The organism is Lysobacter koreensis (genome assembly GCF_042677045.1).
Lineage (GTDB): Bacteria > Pseudomonadota > Gammaproteobacteria > Xanthomonadales > Xanthomonadaceae > Lysobacter_K > Lysobacter_K koreensis.
The window spans coordinates 1051933-1068016 of sequence record NZ_JBHTIH010000002.1; the positions used below are offsets into that span (position 1 = coordinate 1051933).

The following is a 16084-nucleotide window of genomic DNA, read 5'->3' on the forward strand; positions in this document are numbered from 1 at the left end:
ACCCGCCCTACAGTCCGGCCTGCAAGTCCGGCTCGAAGAAACTCCAGCGCACTTCCGGGAACGCCTGCTTCAGCGCGCGCTCGACCGTGTTGATCTGCTCGATCAGTGCCTGCGCGGCATGCTCCTCGCGCATCAGCGCCTGCACCGACACCATCACCTCGTTGCCCAGCTGAAGGGTGATCAGGCTGATGACGCGATTGATCTCGGGGCGGCCATCGAGGAACTGCTGGATCTGCTGGTGCCGTGCCGGATCGACACTCTGCCCGATCAGCATCGCCTTGACCTCGATCGCGACGAACACCGCCACGATGATCAGCAACGCGCCGATCGCGACCGTGCCGATCGCGTCCCACAACGGGTTGCCGGTGACCACCGCCAGCAGCACCGCGGCCAGCGCGAACACCAGGCCCAACAGCGCGGCCAGGTCCTCGCCGAAAATTACCACCAGCTCGGCCTGGCGGCTCTCGCGGAACCACTGCCACAGCGTGCGGCCGCCGCGGGACTTGTTGACCTCCTGCAGGCAGGCGCGCATCGACACCGATTCGGCGGCGATCGCGAACACCAGCACGCCGACCGCCCACCACCACTGCTTCAGCGGCTCGGGGTGCTGCAGCTTGTGGATGCCCTCGTACAGCGAAAACATGCCGCCGACGGTGAACAGCATCACCGCCACCAGGAACGACCAGAAGTAGATCGCCTTGCCGTAGCCCAGCGGGTAGTCCGGCGACGGCGGCAGCTTGGCCTGGCGCAGGCCGAGCAGCAGCAGCAACTGGTTGCCGCAGTCGGCCAGCGAGTGCACGGTCTCGGCCAGCATCGCGCTGGAACCGGTGAAGAAGGCCGCCACGCCCTTGGCGACGGCGATTGCGAAATTGGCGCCCAGCGCAAACAGGATCGCACGGGTCGAGTCACCACCACCGGCCATGCGGGTTTTCCTTGGAAGTCGTGTCGGATCAGGCCCGTCGACGCCGCGGACAGCCCACGCGGATCGACGGCGCGAGTCTAGCATCGGCCTCTTGGCGCGCCGTTGCAGGCCCGGTTGCGGCCGCCCGCCCGTGGCGGTATCGGCGCACGCGCAGTTCCTGCCGCAGCCCTCGCGAGACGCGCGGCCGCGGCAGCCTGGTTCACCCGGAGCAGTCGAGGCGGCGTGCCACAATCACCGCCCCCATCCAACCAACGCACCCCTGACCATGGCCGGATCCAGCCTGTTTGCCCTGATCGACGACATCGCCACCCTGCTGGACGACGTCGCGGTCATGACCAAGGTCGCCACCAAGAAGACCGCCGGCGTGCTGGGCGATGACCTCGCGCTCAATGCTCAGCAGGTCACCGGCATCGATGCCGACCGCGAGCTGCCGGTGGTGTGGGCGGTGGCCAAGGGGTCGCTGGTGAACAAGGCGATCCTGGTGCCGGCGGCCCTGCTGATCAGCGCGATCGCGCCGTGGGCGGTGGTGCCGCTGATGATGATCGGCGGCGCGTTCCTGTGCTACGAGGGCGTGGAGAAGCTCGCGCACAAGTTCCTGCACTCCAAGGCCGAGGACGACGCACACCACGCGGAACTGGTCGCGGCGGTGCAGGACGAGCGCGTCGACATGGTCAAGTTCGAGAAGGACAAGATCAAAGGCGCGATCCGCACCGACTTCATCCTGTCTGCGGAAATCATCGTCATCACCCTGGGCACCGTGGCGCAGGCCGACTTCAGCCGCCAGGTGGCGGTGCTGGTGGCGATCGCGCTGATCATGACCGTGGGCGTGTACGGCCTCGTCGCCGGCATCGTAAAGCTCGACGACATGGGCCTGGCGCTCAACCGCGACACGGGCAGTGGCGGGCTCGCACGCTTCAAGCGTGCCGTCGGTCGCGCGCTGCTGGCCGGCGCGCCGCTGCTGATGAAGTTCCTCTCGGTCGCCGGCACCGCGGCTATGTTCCTCGTCGGCGGCGGCATCCTGGTGCACGGACTGGCCGCGCTGCACCATGTCATCGAGCCCTACACCCACGGCGGATTCGGTTGGTTGGTGTCGCTGCTGTTCGACGCGCTGGTCGGCGTGGTCGCCGGCGCCATCGTGCTCGCGGGCGTCAAGCTGTTCGGCCGGCTGCGCGGCGCGCGCCCGGCAAAGGCGTCCTGACCGTTCCGGGCCTCGCCGCCTGCGGGTCGGCCGCTCAGTCCGCGAGTTCGCGCTGGGTCTTCTTCGGCAGTTTCGCGCGCACCTTGGATACACGCTGAGACCCTGCCGCCAACGGCCGTCCCTGGCGAGGCGTGCCGGCCCGGCCATCCATGCTCGGGCGCTCAGTCGGGCACGCGATGCGGTTCAACGCATCGCGTAAGCGCTCGCCTGAGGTTCCCCCGCCAGGAGCCGTCCCTGGCGGAGTACACCGGCTCGGCCATCCATGGCCGGGCGCTCAGTCGGGCACGCGATGCGCTTCAACGCATCGCGTAAGCGCTCGCCTTCGCCCTCGACCTTGAAGCTGAGGGTGCCCACCTGCGGACCGCGCAGGCAGGTCACGCAGAACATCTTGGCGGCGACCGTGAACACCAGGTCGTCCTCCCACTTCACGCCATCGGCGACGCCGGGCCAGGCCCCGACCAAGGCGCGCAATGCCGCGGCATCGATGCCGTCGATGGGGGTGGAGTCCATGTAAAAGCCGAATGAAGGGGTGGCCGGCCGCCAGTGTGCCAATATCCCCCCATGGCCGCGCGCGAACGTCTCCCGCCCTGGCACGAGCGCCAAACCTTAGCCAACGGGCGCGAAGTGCTGATCCGACCCATCCGCCCCGAGGATGCCGAGCCCCTGCGCGCCGGCTTCGAGCTGCTGCAACCCGATGAAGTGCGCCAGCGCTTCCTGCACACGCTCAAGGAACTCACCCCGGAGATGGCCGAGCGCTTCACCCGGCTCAACCCAAAGACCGAGTTCGCGCTGGTCGCCGCCGAGCCGCTGCCACCGGGCGAGGCGCTGGTCGGCGCGGTCGCGCGCGTGGCGATCGACGCCAACGGCCGCGATGGCGAGTTCGCGATCCTGGTCAGCCATTTCATCGCCAACCTGGGTCTGGGCCGCTACCTGATGACGCGGCTGGTGAAGTGGGCGCGCGGCAAGAAGCTCGAACGCCTCTACGGCGACGTGTTCGAGAACAACCACGCGATGCTTTCGCTGGCCGAGTCGCTGGGCTTCCAGCGCGAATTCCAGCACGACGCGCCCGGCCTGGTACGGGTCGTGCTTGAGCTGAAGCCCGCCAAGCGCTGAGTCGCACCCTCGCCGATCGCGCCGCGGGCCTGCCGATCCTTGCCGCGATCGGAGGATGGCGATGACGGTTGTCGCTTTGCTCCACCGTCCTGCGGTCGTGCGCCAGAACCCGTTGCATGAAGGGCGAGCGGCCCCCGCACGCTAAACTGCGCGCCCCTCACGCACCGGGCGCCACCGCGCCCCGTGCCGCCGTTCGTGCGCATGACCGACAAGACCAAAACCACTCCATTCCCTGTTCCGCCGATGCCCAAGCCGGGCCAGCAGCGCGCCTGGTGGCGCGCGCCGGCCTCGCCGTCTGCGCTCGCGTTCCACGTCGCCGCCGCAGCTGCGGCCCATGACGGGCCGCTGCTGCTGGTCGCGCGCGACAACCACGCCGCGCACCAGCTCGAATCCGACCTGCACACCCTGCTCGGCCGCGACGGCGCCGTGCCGGTGCTCGCTTTCCCGGACTGGGAAACGCTGCCCTACGACGTCTTTAGCCCGCACCCGGACATCGTCAGCCAGCGCCTGTCGGCGTTGCACCGCCTGCCGACGCTCAAGCGCGGGATCCTGGTGGTGCCGGTGTCGACCCTGCTGCAACGGCTGCCGCCGCTGCGCCACGTGGTCGGCGGCAGCTTCGACGTGCGCGTCGGCCAGCGCCTGGACCTGGACGCGGAAAAACGTCGGCTCGAATCGGCCGGCTACCGGCACGTGCCGCAGGTGCTCGACCCGGGCGACTTCGCCGTGCGCGGCGGCCTGCTCGACGTGTACCCGATGGGCGCCGACATGCCGTACCGGGTCGAGCTGCTCGATGACGAGATCGACACGATCCGCGCGTTCGATCCCGAATCGCAGCGCTCGTTCGACAAGATCGATGCGGTGCACCTGCTGCCGGGCCGCGAGGTGCCGCTCGACGAGGTGTCGCTGAAGCGCGCGCTCGACGCGCTGCGCGACCGCTTCGATGTCGATACGCGGCGCAGCGTGCTGTACCAGGACCTCAAGGCCGGGATCGCGCCGGCCGGCATCGAGTACTACCTGCCGCTGTTCTTCGAGCAGACCGCGACGTTGTTCGACTACCTCGGCGAAACGATGCTGCCGGTGATCGGCGACGGCGCGCTGGAGGCGGCCGAGCAGTTCTGGAGCCTCACTGCCGAGCGCTACGAGCAGCGCCGCCACGACATCGAACGCCCGCTGCTGCCACCCGACGCGCTGTACCTACCGCCGGCGGCGCTGCGCGAGCGCTTGAACCAGGGCGACCGCATCGAGGTTTGCGGCGAAGGCCACGCGCAACGCGAGCGCGCACAGGCACTCGGCGAGCAGCCGGCGCCGAACGTGCCGATCACCGCGCGCGACACGGTGGCGGCCGGCGCCTTGAAGTCGTTCCTCGGCAGCTACCCGGGCCGCGTGCTGATTGCCGCCGACTCGGCCGGGCGACGCGAGGCGCTGGGCGAACTGCTGTCCGCCGCCGAGCTGCAGCCACAACTGGTCGCGGGCTGGGAGGAGTTCACCGCGTCCGACGTGCGCTTCGCGATCGCCGCCGCGCCGTTCGACGACGGCTTCGCGATCACCGCGCCGGCGGTCACCGTGCTCACCGAGCGCCAGCTGTTCCCCGAACGCGCGCTGCAGCCGCGCCGTCGCAAGCGCGCAGGGCGCGAGCCCGAGGCGATCATCCGCGATCTCGGCGAGCTGACCGAAGGCGCGCCGATCGTCCACGAGGACCACGGCGTCGGCCGCTACCGCGGGCTGATCACGCTCGAGGCCGGCGGCGACAAGGGCGAATACCTCGAGATCGAATACGCGAAGGGCGACCGCCTGTACGTGCCGGTCGCGCAGCTGCACCTGATCAACCGCTATTCCGGCGCGTCGGTCGAGACCGCGCCGCTGCATTCGCTCGGTGGCGAGCAGTGGACCAAGGCCAAGCGCAAGGCCGCCGAGAAGGTCCGCGACGTCGCCGCCGAGCTGCTCGATATCCAGGCCAAGCGCCAGGCCCGCGCCGGCCTGGCGATCGACATAGACCGGGCGATGTACGAACCGTTCGCGGCGAGCTTCCCGTTCGAGGAGACGCCCGACCAGCACGCCGCGATCGAGGCGGTGATCCGTGACCTCGGTTCGGCGCAGCCGATGGACCGGGTGGTCTGCGGCGACGTCGGCTTCGGCAAGACCGAGGTCGCGGTGCGCGCGGCGTTCGTCACCGCGGTCGCCGGCAAGCAGGTCGCGGTGCTGGTGCCGACCACGCTGCTGGCCGAGCAGCACTACCGCACCATGCGCGATCGCTTCGCCGACTGGCCGCTCAAGGTCGAAGTGCTGTCGCGCTTCAAGACCGCCAAGGAGATCAAGGCCGAACTGGAGAACGTCGCCGCCGGCAAGATCGACGTGGTGGTCGGTACCCACCGCCTGCTGCAGAGTGACGTGCGCTTCAAGGACCTGGGCGCGGTGATCGTCGACGAGGAACAACGCTTCGGCGTGCGCCAGAAAGAAGCGCTCAAAGCGCTGCGCGCGAACGTGCACCTGCTGACGCTGACCGCGACGCCGATCCCGCGCACGCTCAACATGGCGATGGCCGGGCTGCGCGACCTGAGCATCATCGCCACCCCGCCCGCGCACCGCCTGGCGGTGCAGACGTTCGTGGTGCCGTGGGACGACGGCCAGCTGCGCGAGGCGTTCCAGCGCGAGCTGTCGCGCGGTGGCCAGGTGTACTTCCTGCACAACGACGTCGAGAGCATCGGCCGCATGCAGCGCGAGCTGGAAGTGCTGGTGCCGGAGGCGCGCATCGGCATCGCCCACGGCCAGATGCCCGAGCGCGAGCTGGAGCGGGTGATGCTCGAGTTCCACAAGCAGCGCTTCAACGTGCTGCTGTGCACGACCATCATCGAGTCGGGCATCGACATCCCGAACGCGAACACCATCATCATGAACCGCGCCGACAAATTCGGCCTCGCCCAGCTGCACCAGCTGCGCGGCCGCGTCGGCCGTTCGCACCACCGCGCCTACGCCTACCTCGTCGTGCCCGACCACCGCTCGATCACCGCCGACGCGAAGAAGCGCCTGGATGCGATCGCGGCGATGGACGAACTCGGCGCCGGCTTCACCCTGGCCACCCACGACCTCGAGATCCGCGGCGCCGGCGAACTGCTCGGCGAGGACCAGAGCGGGCAGATGGCCGAGGTCGGCTTCAGCCTCTACACCGAATTGCTGGAACGCGCGGTGCGTTCGATCAAGCGCGGCGAACTGCCCGACCTCGACGGCACCGCCGCGCGCGGCGCCGAGGTCGAGCTGCACGTGCCGGCGCTGATCCCCGACGACTACCTGCCCGACGTGCACACGCGCTTGACGCTGTACAAGCGCATCAGCGGCGCGCGCACCACCGACGAACTGCGCGAGCTGCAGGTCGAGATGATCGACCGCTTCGGCCTGCTGCCCGACCCGGCCAAGCACCTGTTCGCAATCGCCGAGCTCAAGCTGCAGGCGACCGAACTGGGCATCCGCAAGCTCGACGTCGGCGCCACCAGCGGGCGCGTGCATTTCGTCGAGAAGCCCAACGTCGACCCGATGGCGATCATCAAGCTGATCCAGGGGCAGCCCAAGCTGTATCAGATGGAGGGGCCGGACAAGCTGCGCCTGAAGGTCGAACTGCCCGATGCCGGCGCGCGCCTGGCGGCCGCGCGGGGCCTGCTGATCACGTTGCGGCCCGGTTGACGCGCGCAGTCAGCGCTGAAGGCAGTGGATGCAGGCGGGTATGCTGCCGCGACCGTCCAACGCGCGAGTCTTCGATGAAGCCGATCCACCCGCTGCGCGTCCTGTTGCCGATGCTCGCCGCGATTGCTTGCTTGCTTTCGGCCTGCGCCCACACCGCGCCGTCCGTGGAGAACGCCGGCGTGAGTTTCGTGGTCGTCCGCCATGCCGAGAGATCAAGCGACGACCCGCGCGACCCGAACCTGAGCGATGCCGGCCGCGCGCGCGCGGCTGCGCTGGCCGCCTCGCTCGCCGGCGCGCCGGTGGCCGCGGTCTACGCGACCGCCTACCGGCGCACGCAGCAGACCGCCGCACCGAGTGCCAGCGCGCATGCGCTGACGGTCACCACCTATGACGCCAAGCAGCCGGCCGCAGAGTTCGCCGCGCAACTCAAGCGCACGCATCCGCGCGGCACCGTGCTCGTGGTCGGCCACAGCAACACCGCCCCCGAGATCGCCGCGGCACTGTGCGCCTGCACGGTCGAACCGATGGGCGACGCCGAGTACGACCGCCGCCTGCGCATCGACATCGGCGCCGATGGCGTGGCGAAGCTGTCGGTATCGCGCTACTGATCCGCCGGGAAACCCGCGATCCCCGGCATCGCGGTGCCAGGAGGCCCGCGTGCCGGCGCATTCACCCGGCGCTGGCTAGACTCGGGCCTTACCAGCCGTCCACGGGAATGCCATGATAATGCGCTCGCTGCTCCTCGCCCCGCTCCTGCTCGCCACCCTGGGCGCCTGCGCCAGCACCGCCAGCGCGCCGGCCGTCGCGCTCGGCCAGCCGCTGGTGATGGTGCCCGGCCAGCGCGTGGCGCTGCCCGAAGGCGCGAGCCTGCGTTATGTCGAAGTCAGCGACGATTCGCGCTGCCGCCCGGAGGTACAGTGCATCCGCGCCGGCGATGCGAACGTGGTGTTCGAGTTCACGCCGGCGGGCGCGGCCATGCAACGCATCGTCCTCAACACCACCGAGTCGCTGCCGGCCGGCACCGACATCGGCGACTGGCGACTGACCTTGGGCGCGCTGAGTTTCGACGCCGCGCCCCAGGCCACCGTGCAGGTCGACGCGCGCTGACCGCACTAGCCCCACGAGCCGCACGCGAACAGGATCGATCATGACCACGCTCATCGCCCCACGCGTGCACGACCTCGGCGGCTTCCAAGTGCGCCGCGCGGTACCGAGCATCCAGGCCCGTTCGGTCGGGCCGTTCGTATTCGTCGACCACATGGGGCCGGCGGTGTTCGAACCCGGGCGCGGCATCGACGTGCGCCCGCACCCGCACATCGGCCTGGCCACGGTCACTTTCCTGTGGTCGGGCACGATCGCACACCGTGACACCCTGGGCAGCGTTCAGGACATCAACCCCGGCGACGTCAACTGGATGACCGCCGGCCGCGGCATCGCCCATTCCGAACGCACCCCTGCCGCGCTGCGCGAGGGCGCGCACCCGCTGCACGGCATGCAGACCTGGGTCGCGCTGCCGCGCGCCGACGAGGAGGCCGCACCGGCCTTCCACCACCACCCGGCCGCGACCTTGCCGCAGCAACGCCGCGACGGCGCCTGGCTGCGCATCGTCGCCGGCCGCGCCTACGGCGAGGAGGCGCCGGTGCGGGTGTTCGCCGACACGCTGTACGTGGCGATCGACCTGGAGCCCGGCGCCGAGCTGACCATCGACGCCAGCCATCCCGAGCGCGCGCTGTACCTGCTCGAGGGCCAGGCCCAACTTGACGGCGTCGACCTACCACCGATGCACCTGGTGCTGCTCGACCCCGGCACCCGGCCGAAACTGCGGGCCACAACGCCACTGAAGGCGATGCTGCTCGGCGGCGAGCCGCTCGACGGCCCGCGCCACCTATGGTGGAACTTTGTGTCCAGCTCGCGCGAGCGCATCGAGCAGGCCAAGGACGACTGGCGGGACGGCCGCTTCGGCCAGGTTCCCGGCGACGACGAGTTCATCCCGCTGCCCGAAACCTGAATGCGCGGCGGTTTCGGGTGAAACCATTTCGCATTTGTCAAGCCCCCAAAACTGGACTATGGTCGAGTCGGGTCACGCCTTAGTGGCCCCTACAGGGGGATTCCATGAACAAGACGGCATATTGCCTGCCGTTGCTGCTGGCGCTGGCCGCCAGCGCGCAGGCACAGGAACAACCGATCAACGACGCGTGCCCGCAGCTGCCGGCCGATGCCGACCTGCTGTGGCAGCACAAGGCCACGCCCACCTCGGATTTCTGCCGCGCGTTGCGTGCGGACGGGTCGGAAGCATTCGGCCTGTACATTGCCTCCCAGTCGCCGTTCAAGCCCAGCCGCAGCGACCGCGCCGAGCAGGCCTCGATCGACGGCCGCGATGTCACCTGGTACCGCAGCGAGCTGGCCACCCGGCCCGGCATGCAGGCACGCGAAACCCTGCTGGAATTGCCCGACGGCCGCGTCGCGCACATCTGGGTGCAGGCCAGTTCCGAGGCGCAGCTGGGCGAAGCGATCGGCCAGACCAAGGCGCTGCACTTCCAGTCGGCCCGGCTGAGCAGCAAGTAAGCGCGCGAGTGCCGGACGGGTGTCGCCCGACCGGCGCCCGGCGTTCGCTGCGGTCCTGATCAGCGGAACACGGGATCGCCGGGCATGCCGGATTGCGCTCCGCATTGCAGGAAGAAAAAAGGCCGCGCCCATCCGGGTGCGGCCTTTCTTGTTTCGCCTCGACCGCTGGACGACTCGGTGCTCCCGCGCGTCGTGCTGCGCTTCACCGCGCGGCGGGCCCCCGCCGCCCAAGCGCCGCCCGCTTCGAACGCGTCGTCAGAACTTGCCGTCCTGGAAGTCGACGAACGCCTGCATCACTTCCTGCCGGGTGTTCATCACGAACGGGCCATGGCGCACCACCGGCTCGCGCAGCGGCCGGCCTGCGACCACGATCAAGCGCGCGCCGTCCGCGCCGGCCGTCAGCCGCAGCACATCACCGCCGTCCAGCACCGCCAACTCCTGCGCCGCCAAGGGCCGCGCATCCTTGCCCTCGCCGACCGTGGCCGCGCCCTCGAACGCGTACGCAAACGCGTTGTGCCCCGGCGGCAGCGCGTGCTGCCACGACGCATTCGGCGCCAGGCAAATGTCGAGATACACCGGGTCGGTGGCCGGCTGCGCGATCGGGCCGGCGATGTCGCCCACCTGCCCGGCGATGACCTTCACCGTTACCCCCGGCGCCGGCTGCAGCTGCGGGATCCGCTCGGGGGCGAACTCCTGGTACTTCGGCTCGCCCATCTTGTCGCGCGCCGGCAGGTTCACCCACAGCTGGAAGCCGCGCATGCGGCCTTCGAGCTGCTCGGGCATCTCCGAATGCACCAGGCCGCGGCCGGCCGTCATCCACTGCACGCTGCCGGGCACCAGCACGCCCTCGTTGCCGTGGTTGTCCTTGTGGCGCATGCGCCCGTCAAGCATGTAGGTGACGGTCTCGAAGCCGCGGTGCGGGTGCTCGGGGAAGCCGGCGAGGTAGTCCTCGGGCCGGTCGGTGCCGAACTCGTCGAGCAGCAGGAACGGATCGAGGTCGGGCAGCTGCGCGCCGCCGATCACCCGGGTCAGGCGCACGCCGGCGCCGTCGGAGGTCGGCGTGCCGCGCACGGTGCGGCCGATGCGGGCGTAGTGGGGGCGGTCGGGGATGGCGTGAGCCATGGCGGAACTCCTGTGGCGGGACTGGCGACAACAATCGGGGTCGCGCGGCGCATCCCCAGCCGGGTATAGCGGACGGACCGTTCCGGATTTGTCGCGGGCCTGGTCGACCGACCAGGGCGCCGCGTAGAGCGCGTAGGGCGGGTTTTCAACCCGCCGCAGCCGGCCATCCGGATGCAGCATGGCGGGTTGAAACCCGCCCTACCCGTCGCTCAACGTCGGATCAACGGCAATACACGTAGACCGTCGCCGGCGGCATGTTGCGCAGGATGAAGTCGCCGCGGCGCACGCTCAGGCCCAACTCCGCGGCCACCTCGTCGGCGACCGGCGGTTGCGGACCATAGGTGAACTGGACGAAGCGGCCATCCGGCCGCAGGCAGGCGAACGCCGCCTCGAGGATCGCGTGCTGGGTTTCGCGCGGCATCGCCAGCAGGCCGAGCCCGGACACGATCGCGTCGGCCGGGCCGTGCTCGAGGAAGCCGCTGCGCGCGGCGACGTTGGCCAGGTCGCGGGCGTCGCCCAGTTCGACCCGCACCTGCGGAAAGCGCGCGTGCAGGTGCGCGTGCAGTTCCTCGTTGAGCTCCAGCACCAGCAACGCGTCGCCGGCGATGCCGTGGGCGAGCAGCGCGCGGGTCAGCGCGCCGGTGCCGCCGCCCAGCTCGATCACGCGGTGTGTGTCCGCGGGCAGCTCGGCGATCATCGCCGCGGCCAGCTCGCGCCCCGACGGCGCCACCGCCGCGGTGCGCAGCGGGCTCTTCAGCCATTGCCGGAAGAACGTCCAGGCAGCGCGGCGGCGGGTGTGGCGTTTCATGCGGCCTCGGTCATTCCCGGCGCAGGCGTTGCAGGCGCCAGCAGCGGTGGATGCGCGCGTCGCGGGCGAAGTCGGGCGGGATGGTCTCCGCCGTGATCTCGACGCACTGCGCGAACTCCGCCACCGCCGCGTCGTCGAGCTTGAAGCGGCGGAAGTTGTTGGAGAAATACAGCACGCCATCGCGCGCCAGCCGCGCGACCGCGGCGCGCAGCAGGCGCACGTGCTCGGCCTGCACGTCGAAGTCCTCCGCCCGCTTGGAATTGGAGAACGTCGGCGGGTCGCAGAAGATCAGGTCGTACTCGCCGGGCTCGCTTTCCAGCCAGCTCACCGCGTCGGCCTGCACCAGCCGGTGCTTGGCGCCGCCCACGCCGTTCTGCGCCAGGTTGTCCGCGCACCACTGCAGGTACGTCGCGGACAGGTCGACGGTGGTGGTCTGCCGCGCGCGCCCGACCGCCGCGTGCACGGTCGCCGCGCCGGTGTAACCGAACAGGTTGAGGAAGCGGGTGTCGTCGGCCTCCTCGGCGATGCGCAGGCGCAGCGGCCGGTGGTCGAGGAACAGGCCGGTGTCGAGGTAGTCGAACAGGTTCACGCGCAGGCGGGCGTCGCCTTCGCGCACGACCACGAACTCGCCGCGGGTGTCGAACTGTCCGTACTTGCTGCCGCCCTTGCCCTTGGCGCGGGTCTTGAGGGCGATCTGCTCGCGCGGCACCGCGAACACCTCGCGCACCGCGGCCAGCAGCTCGTTGAGGCGGCGGCGCTGGTCGGCTTCGGGGATGTCCTTGGGCGCGGCGTACTCCTGCACGTGCAGGAAGGTGCGCGGCGCGGCTTCGTCGGTAACGTAAACATCCACCGCAGCCGAGTACTCGGGCAGGTCGGCGTCGTATGCGCGGTAGCAACTGACGGCTTCGCGCTCGCGCCAGCTTTTCAGCTTGCGCAGGTTCTTGCGCAGCCGGTTGGCGACCATCTGCGCACCGTCGGACAGCGTCGGCTGCGCGGCGTCGCTGATGCGCTCGCGCTGCGGCGACGCGACCGGGTCGACGACGATCAGCGTGCACTCGATTGCGCCGTTGAAGACCTGGTACTTCTTCGCCGCGCGCAGGCCGGTGGCGTAGGCCAGCTCGGCGTCGCCGCACAGCAGGCTCGCGCGCCAGCCGGGCGTGGCCTGGCTCAGGGCCACGCCGAGCGCGCGGTACAGCGCCGGGTCCGCGGCCAGGCGCGCGTCGTAGGGCGGGTTGCAGGCGACCAGGCCGCGCGGCGGCAGCGGTTCGCGGGTGTTGCCGGGATCGCCGGTGCCGCGGAAACGGGACGCGGCGGCGGCGTAGGGCGCGGACGGTTCCGCACCGCCTTTCTTTTGCCCGTCATCCCCGCGAAGGCGGGGATCCAGTGACGTGGCTTCTTCGCCTGCTGTCGGTTCACTCGCCAAAGTCGCTGGATCCCCGCCTTCGCGGGGATGACGAATCGAAACCACGTAATGATCCGCGAGTTCGCGCAGGTCGCGCACGTCGAGGTAGAGCGCGTCGCGCACGCCGGCGACCTCGGCGTTCTCGCGCGCGCCGCGGATCGCGTGCGGGTCGAGGTCGCTGCCGTGGAACACCGGCCGCAGGTTGGCGCGGCCGACCTGCTCGCGTTGCCGCGCCTCGTCGACCAGCGCCTGCCAGCCGGCGACATCGAAGCCGCGCCAGCGCGTCGGCAAACCGCGGCCGTGGCGTTGCAGGCCCGGCGCGACATCGGCCGCCATCAACGCGCCCTCGATCAGCAGCGTGCCGCTGCCGCACATCGGGTCGAGCAGAGCGCCGCCGTCCGCGTACAGCCGCGGCCACTGCCCGCGCATCAGCACCGCCGCGGCCAGGTTTTCCTTGAGCGGCGCCTCGCCCTGCATCTGCCGCCAGCCGCGGCGGTGCAGCGGACCGCCACCGAGGTCGACCGACACGATTGCGCGGCCCTTGCGCACCACCAGGTTGAGGCGCACATCCGGCGATTCGACGTCGACATCCGGACGGTCGCCGGTCTGGGCGCGCATCACGTCGACCACCGCGTCCTTGACCCGTTGCGCGGCGTAGCGCGCGTGGGTGATCGCATCGCCGGACACGTGCGCGTCGACCGCCAGGGTGTGGCCGTTGCCGATGTGCTCCGGCCAAGGCAACGCGGCGACGCCGGCATACAACGCGTGCTCGTCGGCGCAGTCGAACTCGGCCAGCGGCCACAGCACGCGGCTGGCCAGGCGCGACCACAGTACCGCGCGTTGCGCATCGACCAGTTCGCCTTCGACGTTGGCGCCGGCCATGGTCGCGGTCGCGCGCGTGCAGCCCAGCGCGAGCAACTCGTCGACGAGCAGGTACTCCAGGCCCTTGCCGCAGCTGGCGAAAAATTTCATCGGGTCGCTCATCGGTTCAAAGGCTCTTCAACAGTGCAGCAAAGGCGTCGGCGCTGGCGTCGACGTGGGATGACAAGCGGTGGCCGTCATCGACCAGCAGCAGCCGCGCACGCCGCACGTGCGCCCAGTCGACCACGTGCGCGGCGGGAATCAGTTCGTCGTCCCAGCCGTGGATGATCGCGGTCGGCACGCGCGCGGCCTCGAGCGGATGCGCCGCGCCCTTGCGGATCGGCGGCGCCATCAGGAACAAGCCCGCGACCGGCACCTGCAGCGACGCCAGCGCGGAGATGTACGCGCCCAGGCTCGAGCCGGCCAGCAGCACGGGACCGCGGTTCGCGGCGGCCTGCGCAAGCCCGAGCAGGCGCTGCAGGCGCGCGGGCACGTCGCCGTGATCGCTGACGTCGCGCTTCGCGTCCAGGTCGGTGTAGTCGGGACGCTCGCAGCTCCAGCCGAGTGTTTCCGCGGCTTCGGCCAGCGCGGTGATCTTGGTCGCGTCCGGGCCGCTTTCGAACCCGTGCGAGAGGATGCAGTGTCCGCGCATGTCAGTCCTCCACTGCGACCGCAACGGCATCGCCGACGCGCAGCGTGCCGCCTTCGACGATCCGCGCGCACAGGCCACCGTGGCCGCGCATCGCGTTGTAGCCGCCGGCGCCGATCGCCTTCTCCATCAGCGAACACGGATCGCAGGGATCGGTGCCTTCCAGCAGCACCTCGCCGACCCGGAAGCGCCGGCCCTTGAGCGCAACCAGCGGCACGCCCGAGACCACCAGGTTGCGGCGGAACAGCGACGCCGGCATCGGCTCGCGCCCGGCCAGCGCCGCGATCACCGGCAGGTGTTCGGCCTGGATCAGGGTCACGCCGCGCTTGCCGCTGCCGCCTTTGTAGCGATCGCCGACCAGGCCGGCGCCGGTCACGGCGGTGGCTGCGTCGACTTCGTCCATCTGGACGCCGCGCTGCGGTCGCAGGCCGATCCACTCGACCCGCCCGACCTGCGGCAACGTGGCCATCAACTGGCCGAGCGGCGAGTCGGCGGGAGGCAGTTTCATGCAGGGCTCCGGTGCGGGGCCGAATGTTAGCATCCGGCCCATGCCGACCGACCCCGCAACGCCTCCCGCGCAGGTCGACCTGCTGCCCTACGAGGCCCGCCTGGACGCGCGTTCGGCGTCCGCCATCGACCTGGTCGTGATCCATTGCACCGAGCTGCCCGACCTGGCGATGGCGCGCCGTTTTGGTGAGGAAGTGCTGTACCCCGGCTCGCAGACCGGCAACAGCGGCCACTACTACATCGACCGCGACGGCGCGCTGCACCAGTACGTCTCGAACGACCGCGTCGCCAACCACACGCGCGGCTACAACGAGCGCTCGATCGGCATCGAGCTGGTCAACCGCGGGCGCTATCCCGACTGGCTGGCGGCGCAGCACCAGGCGATGGACGAGCCGTACACGCCCGCGCAGGTCGTCGCGTTGATCGCGCTGCTGCAGCGCCTGCAGGACGAGGTGCCGTCGTTGCGGCTGATCGCCGGGCACGAGGACCTCGACACCACCGAGGTCGAGGCGACCGACGATCCTTCGGTGAAGGTGCGACGCAAGCGTGATCCGGGGCCGCTGTTTCCGTGGGATCGGGTGCTGGGTGCTATTGCGCTTCAGCGACTAAGTAAATAGCTAAACCCCTATGCCGACTCTTTCAATTGGTGACGTAATCGTCGACAACTACGGCCGCGAGTGCCTCATCTACTCCAAAGACCGACGCCCCAGTGCCAAATGGATTTCCGAGCAAGAGGACGTTCGTGCCCAGCAAGCGACTGGACCTTGGTGGAGGGCAATGCCTCTAGATGGTGGCGCCGTTACAGTTCCTGATGATTTGGGGGTTTTCGCTCGCCGAGCGACTGTCGATGATCTGACCAAGCTGATGAAGTCCCAGCAAACCGAGCACGCTGGTACTGCAATTCTTGTTGATCTGTTTCAACGGCTCCGCTCCAGACAGATCGGGGCCTAACAATCCATTCAAGCTGAAGCCGCTTCCCGGCTCGCCTTAACTCAGGTGTTAGACCGCCATGGGCATACCGACATCCTCAGCTAGAGTGATAGCTGCCTTGCTGATAGCACCACTTGCTCCGAGCCTGATTTTCGCCTTGGTTGCAGGCAATGTCCTATGGTTCTTTGTGGCCGCCCCCTTCTCTTACTTTTTCGCAGCAGCGGGCGTGGTAGTTCCTTCGGTTCAGTGGACACCCTGATCTAACTTCAGGAGTGTCTTTATGCCAGCACCAGGTCCCAGGACGATCAATCGCTACAGCGATGAGTTCAAGG

The 16084-nt window shown here is 69.7% G+C and carries 15 protein-coding genes; 8 read left to right on the forward strand and 7 right to left on the reverse strand.

All coding sequences use genetic code 11. The features are described from left to right. Nucleotides 1-7: 7 nt before the first annotated feature. On the reverse strand, nucleotides 8-922 hold the full coding sequence (locus ACFQZQ_RS05305; protein WP_386811602.1) for a cation diffusion facilitator family transporter: 915 nt from the start codon (nucleotides 920-922) through the stop codon (nucleotides 8-10). 265 nt (nucleotides 923-1187) lie between these two features. Between ACFQZQ_RS05305 and ACFQZQ_RS05310 the strand changes: the two genes are divergently transcribed. Further along, nucleotides 1188-2120, forward strand: coding sequence for a DUF808 domain-containing protein (locus ACFQZQ_RS05310; RefSeq protein ID WP_386811603.1), 933 nt, complete (start codon nucleotides 1188-1190; stop codon nucleotides 2118-2120). 183 nt (nucleotides 2121-2303) lie between these two features. Here the strand turns inward: ACFQZQ_RS05310 and ACFQZQ_RS05315 are convergent, their stop codons facing one another. After that, nucleotides 2304-2630: a hypothetical protein gene (locus tag ACFQZQ_RS05315; protein WP_386811604.1), complete on the reverse strand. Its 327-nt coding sequence runs from the start codon at nucleotides 2628-2630 to the stop codon at nucleotides 2304-2306. A gap of 51 nt (nucleotides 2631-2681) precedes the next feature. Between ACFQZQ_RS05315 and ACFQZQ_RS05320 the strand changes: the two genes are divergently transcribed. From ACFQZQ_RS05320 to ACFQZQ_RS05345, 6 genes are all read left to right on the forward strand, one after another. Further along, complete coding sequence (locus ACFQZQ_RS05320; RefSeq protein ID WP_386811605.1) at nucleotides 2682-3233, forward strand: GNAT family N-acetyltransferase; 552 nt, start codon at nucleotides 2682-2684, stop codon at nucleotides 3231-3233. 201 nt (nucleotides 3234-3434) lie between these two features. Then, a complete protein-coding gene (gene mfd / locus ACFQZQ_RS05325; RefSeq protein WP_386811606.1) occupies nucleotides 3435-6908 on the forward strand; it encodes a transcription-repair coupling factor in 3474 nt (1157 codons plus the stop codon). Nucleotides 6909-6982: 74 nt separating this feature from the next. Beyond that, nucleotides 6983-7516, forward strand: a complete 534-nt coding sequence (locus ACFQZQ_RS05330; RefSeq protein ID WP_386811607.1) for a histidine phosphatase family protein — start codon at nucleotides 6983-6985, stop codon at nucleotides 7514-7516. Nucleotides 7517-7634: 118 nt separating this feature from the next. Continuing rightward, nucleotides 7635-8015 carry a hypothetical protein gene (locus tag ACFQZQ_RS05335; RefSeq protein WP_386811608.1) on the forward strand — a complete coding sequence of 127 codons (381 nt, stop codon included), beginning with the start codon at nucleotides 7635-7637 and terminating at the stop codon, nucleotides 8013-8015. A 40-nt stretch (nucleotides 8016-8055) separates the two neighbouring features. Continuing rightward, complete coding sequence (locus tag ACFQZQ_RS05340) at nucleotides 8056-8916, forward strand: pirin family protein (protein WP_386811609.1); 861 nt, start codon at nucleotides 8056-8058, stop codon at nucleotides 8914-8916. 104 nt (nucleotides 8917-9020) lie between these two features. Further along, on the forward strand, nucleotides 9021-9473 hold the full coding sequence (locus ACFQZQ_RS05345) for a hypothetical protein (protein ID WP_386811610.1): 453 nt from the start codon (nucleotides 9021-9023) through the stop codon (nucleotides 9471-9473). A gap of 255 nt (nucleotides 9474-9728) precedes the next feature. On the opposite strand, the gene ACFQZQ_RS05350 is transcribed toward ACFQZQ_RS05345, so the two are convergent. The 5 genes from ACFQZQ_RS05350 to ACFQZQ_RS05375 all read right to left on the reverse strand — a co-directional run bounded on the left by ACFQZQ_RS05350 (nucleotide 9729) and on the right by ACFQZQ_RS05375 (nucleotide 14823). Further along, nucleotides 9729-10595, reverse strand: a complete 867-nt coding sequence (locus tag ACFQZQ_RS05350; protein ID WP_386811611.1) for a pirin family protein — start codon at nucleotides 10593-10595, stop codon at nucleotides 9729-9731. A 220-nt stretch (nucleotides 10596-10815) separates the two neighbouring features. After that, the gene (locus ACFQZQ_RS05355; RefSeq protein ID WP_386811612.1) at nucleotides 10816-11403 is read right to left on the reverse strand and encodes a class I SAM-dependent methyltransferase; all 588 of its coding nucleotides are present in this window, start codon (nucleotides 11401-11403) and stop codon (nucleotides 10816-10818) included. A 10-nt stretch (nucleotides 11404-11413) separates the two neighbouring features. Then, on the reverse strand, nucleotides 11414-13777 hold the full coding sequence (gene rlmKL / locus ACFQZQ_RS14850) for a bifunctional 23S rRNA (guanine(2069)-N(7))-methyltransferase RlmK/23S rRNA (guanine(2445)-N(2))-methyltransferase RlmL (protein WP_449284326.1): 2364 nt from the start codon (nucleotides 13775-13777) through the stop codon (nucleotides 11414-11416). A 16-nt stretch (nucleotides 13778-13793) separates the two neighbouring features. Continuing rightward, the gene (locus ACFQZQ_RS05370) at nucleotides 13794-14318 is read right to left on the reverse strand and encodes an alpha/beta family hydrolase (protein WP_386811613.1); all 525 of its coding nucleotides are present in this window, start codon (nucleotides 14316-14318) and stop codon (nucleotides 13794-13796) included. A gap of 1 nt (nucleotide 14319) precedes the next feature. Continuing rightward, a complete protein-coding gene (locus ACFQZQ_RS05375; RefSeq protein ID WP_386811614.1) occupies nucleotides 14320-14823 on the reverse strand; it encodes an MOSC domain-containing protein in 504 nt (167 codons plus the stop codon). A gap of 40 nt (nucleotides 14824-14863) precedes the next feature. Between ACFQZQ_RS05375 and ACFQZQ_RS05380 the strand changes: the two genes are divergently transcribed. After that, complete coding sequence (locus ACFQZQ_RS05380) at nucleotides 14864-15439, forward strand: N-acetylmuramoyl-L-alanine amidase (protein WP_386811615.1); 576 nt, start codon at nucleotides 14864-14866, stop codon at nucleotides 15437-15439. The last annotated feature ends 645 nt before the right edge of the window (nucleotides 15440-16084 follow it).

Excerpts from the sequence above, each read along its gene's own strand:
- mfd (WP_386811606.1), top strand. The coding sequence starts at position 3,435 with ATGACCGACAAGACCAAAACCACTCCATTCCCTGTTCCGCCGATGCCC.
- ACFQZQ_RS05330 (WP_386811607.1), top strand. The coding sequence starts at position 6,983 with ATGAAGCCGATCCACCCGCTGCGCGTCCTGTTGCCGATGCTCGCCGCG.
- ACFQZQ_RS05305 (WP_386811602.1), bottom strand. The coding sequence starts at position 922 with ATGGCCGGTGGTGGTGACTCGACCCGTGCGATCCTGTTTGCGCTGGGC.
- ACFQZQ_RS05310 (WP_386811603.1), top strand. The coding sequence starts at position 1,188 with ATGGCCGGATCCAGCCTGTTTGCCCTGATCGACGACATCGCCACCCTG.
- ACFQZQ_RS05345 (WP_386811610.1), top strand. The coding sequence starts at position 9,021 with ATGAACAAGACGGCATATTGCCTGCCGTTGCTGCTGGCGCTGGCCGCC.
- ACFQZQ_RS05335 (WP_386811608.1), top strand. The coding sequence starts at position 7,635 with ATGCGCTCGCTGCTCCTCGCCCCGCTCCTGCTCGCCACCCTGGGCGCC.
- ACFQZQ_RS05375 (WP_386811614.1), bottom strand. The coding sequence starts at position 14,823 with ATGAAACTGCCTCCCGCCGACTCGCCGCTCGGCCAGTTGATGGCCACG.
- ACFQZQ_RS05350 (WP_386811611.1), bottom strand. The coding sequence starts at position 10,595 with ATGGCTCACGCCATCCCCGACCGCCCCCACTACGCCCGCATCGGCCGC.
- ACFQZQ_RS05340 (WP_386811609.1), top strand. The coding sequence starts at position 8,056 with ATGACCACGCTCATCGCCCCACGCGTGCACGACCTCGGCGGCTTCCAA.
- ACFQZQ_RS05320 (WP_386811605.1), top strand. The coding sequence starts at position 2,682 with ATGGCCGCGCGCGAACGTCTCCCGCCCTGGCACGAGCGCCAAACCTTA.
- ACFQZQ_RS05380 (WP_386811615.1), top strand. The coding sequence starts at position 14,864 with ATGCCGACCGACCCCGCAACGCCTCCCGCGCAGGTCGACCTGCTGCCC.
- rlmKL (WP_449284326.1), bottom strand. The coding sequence starts at position 13,777 with ATGAAATTTTTCGCCAGCTGCGGCAAGGGCCTGGAGTACCTGCTCGTC.
- ACFQZQ_RS05370 (WP_386811613.1), bottom strand. The coding sequence starts at position 14,318 with ATGCGCGGACACTGCATCCTCTCGCACGGGTTCGAAAGCGGCCCGGAC.
- ACFQZQ_RS05315 (WP_386811604.1), bottom strand. The coding sequence starts at position 2,630 with ATGGACTCCACCCCCATCGACGGCATCGATGCCGCGGCATTGCGCGCC.
- ACFQZQ_RS05355 (WP_386811612.1), bottom strand. The coding sequence starts at position 11,403 with ATGAAACGCCACACCCGCCGCCGCGCTGCCTGGACGTTCTTCCGGCAA.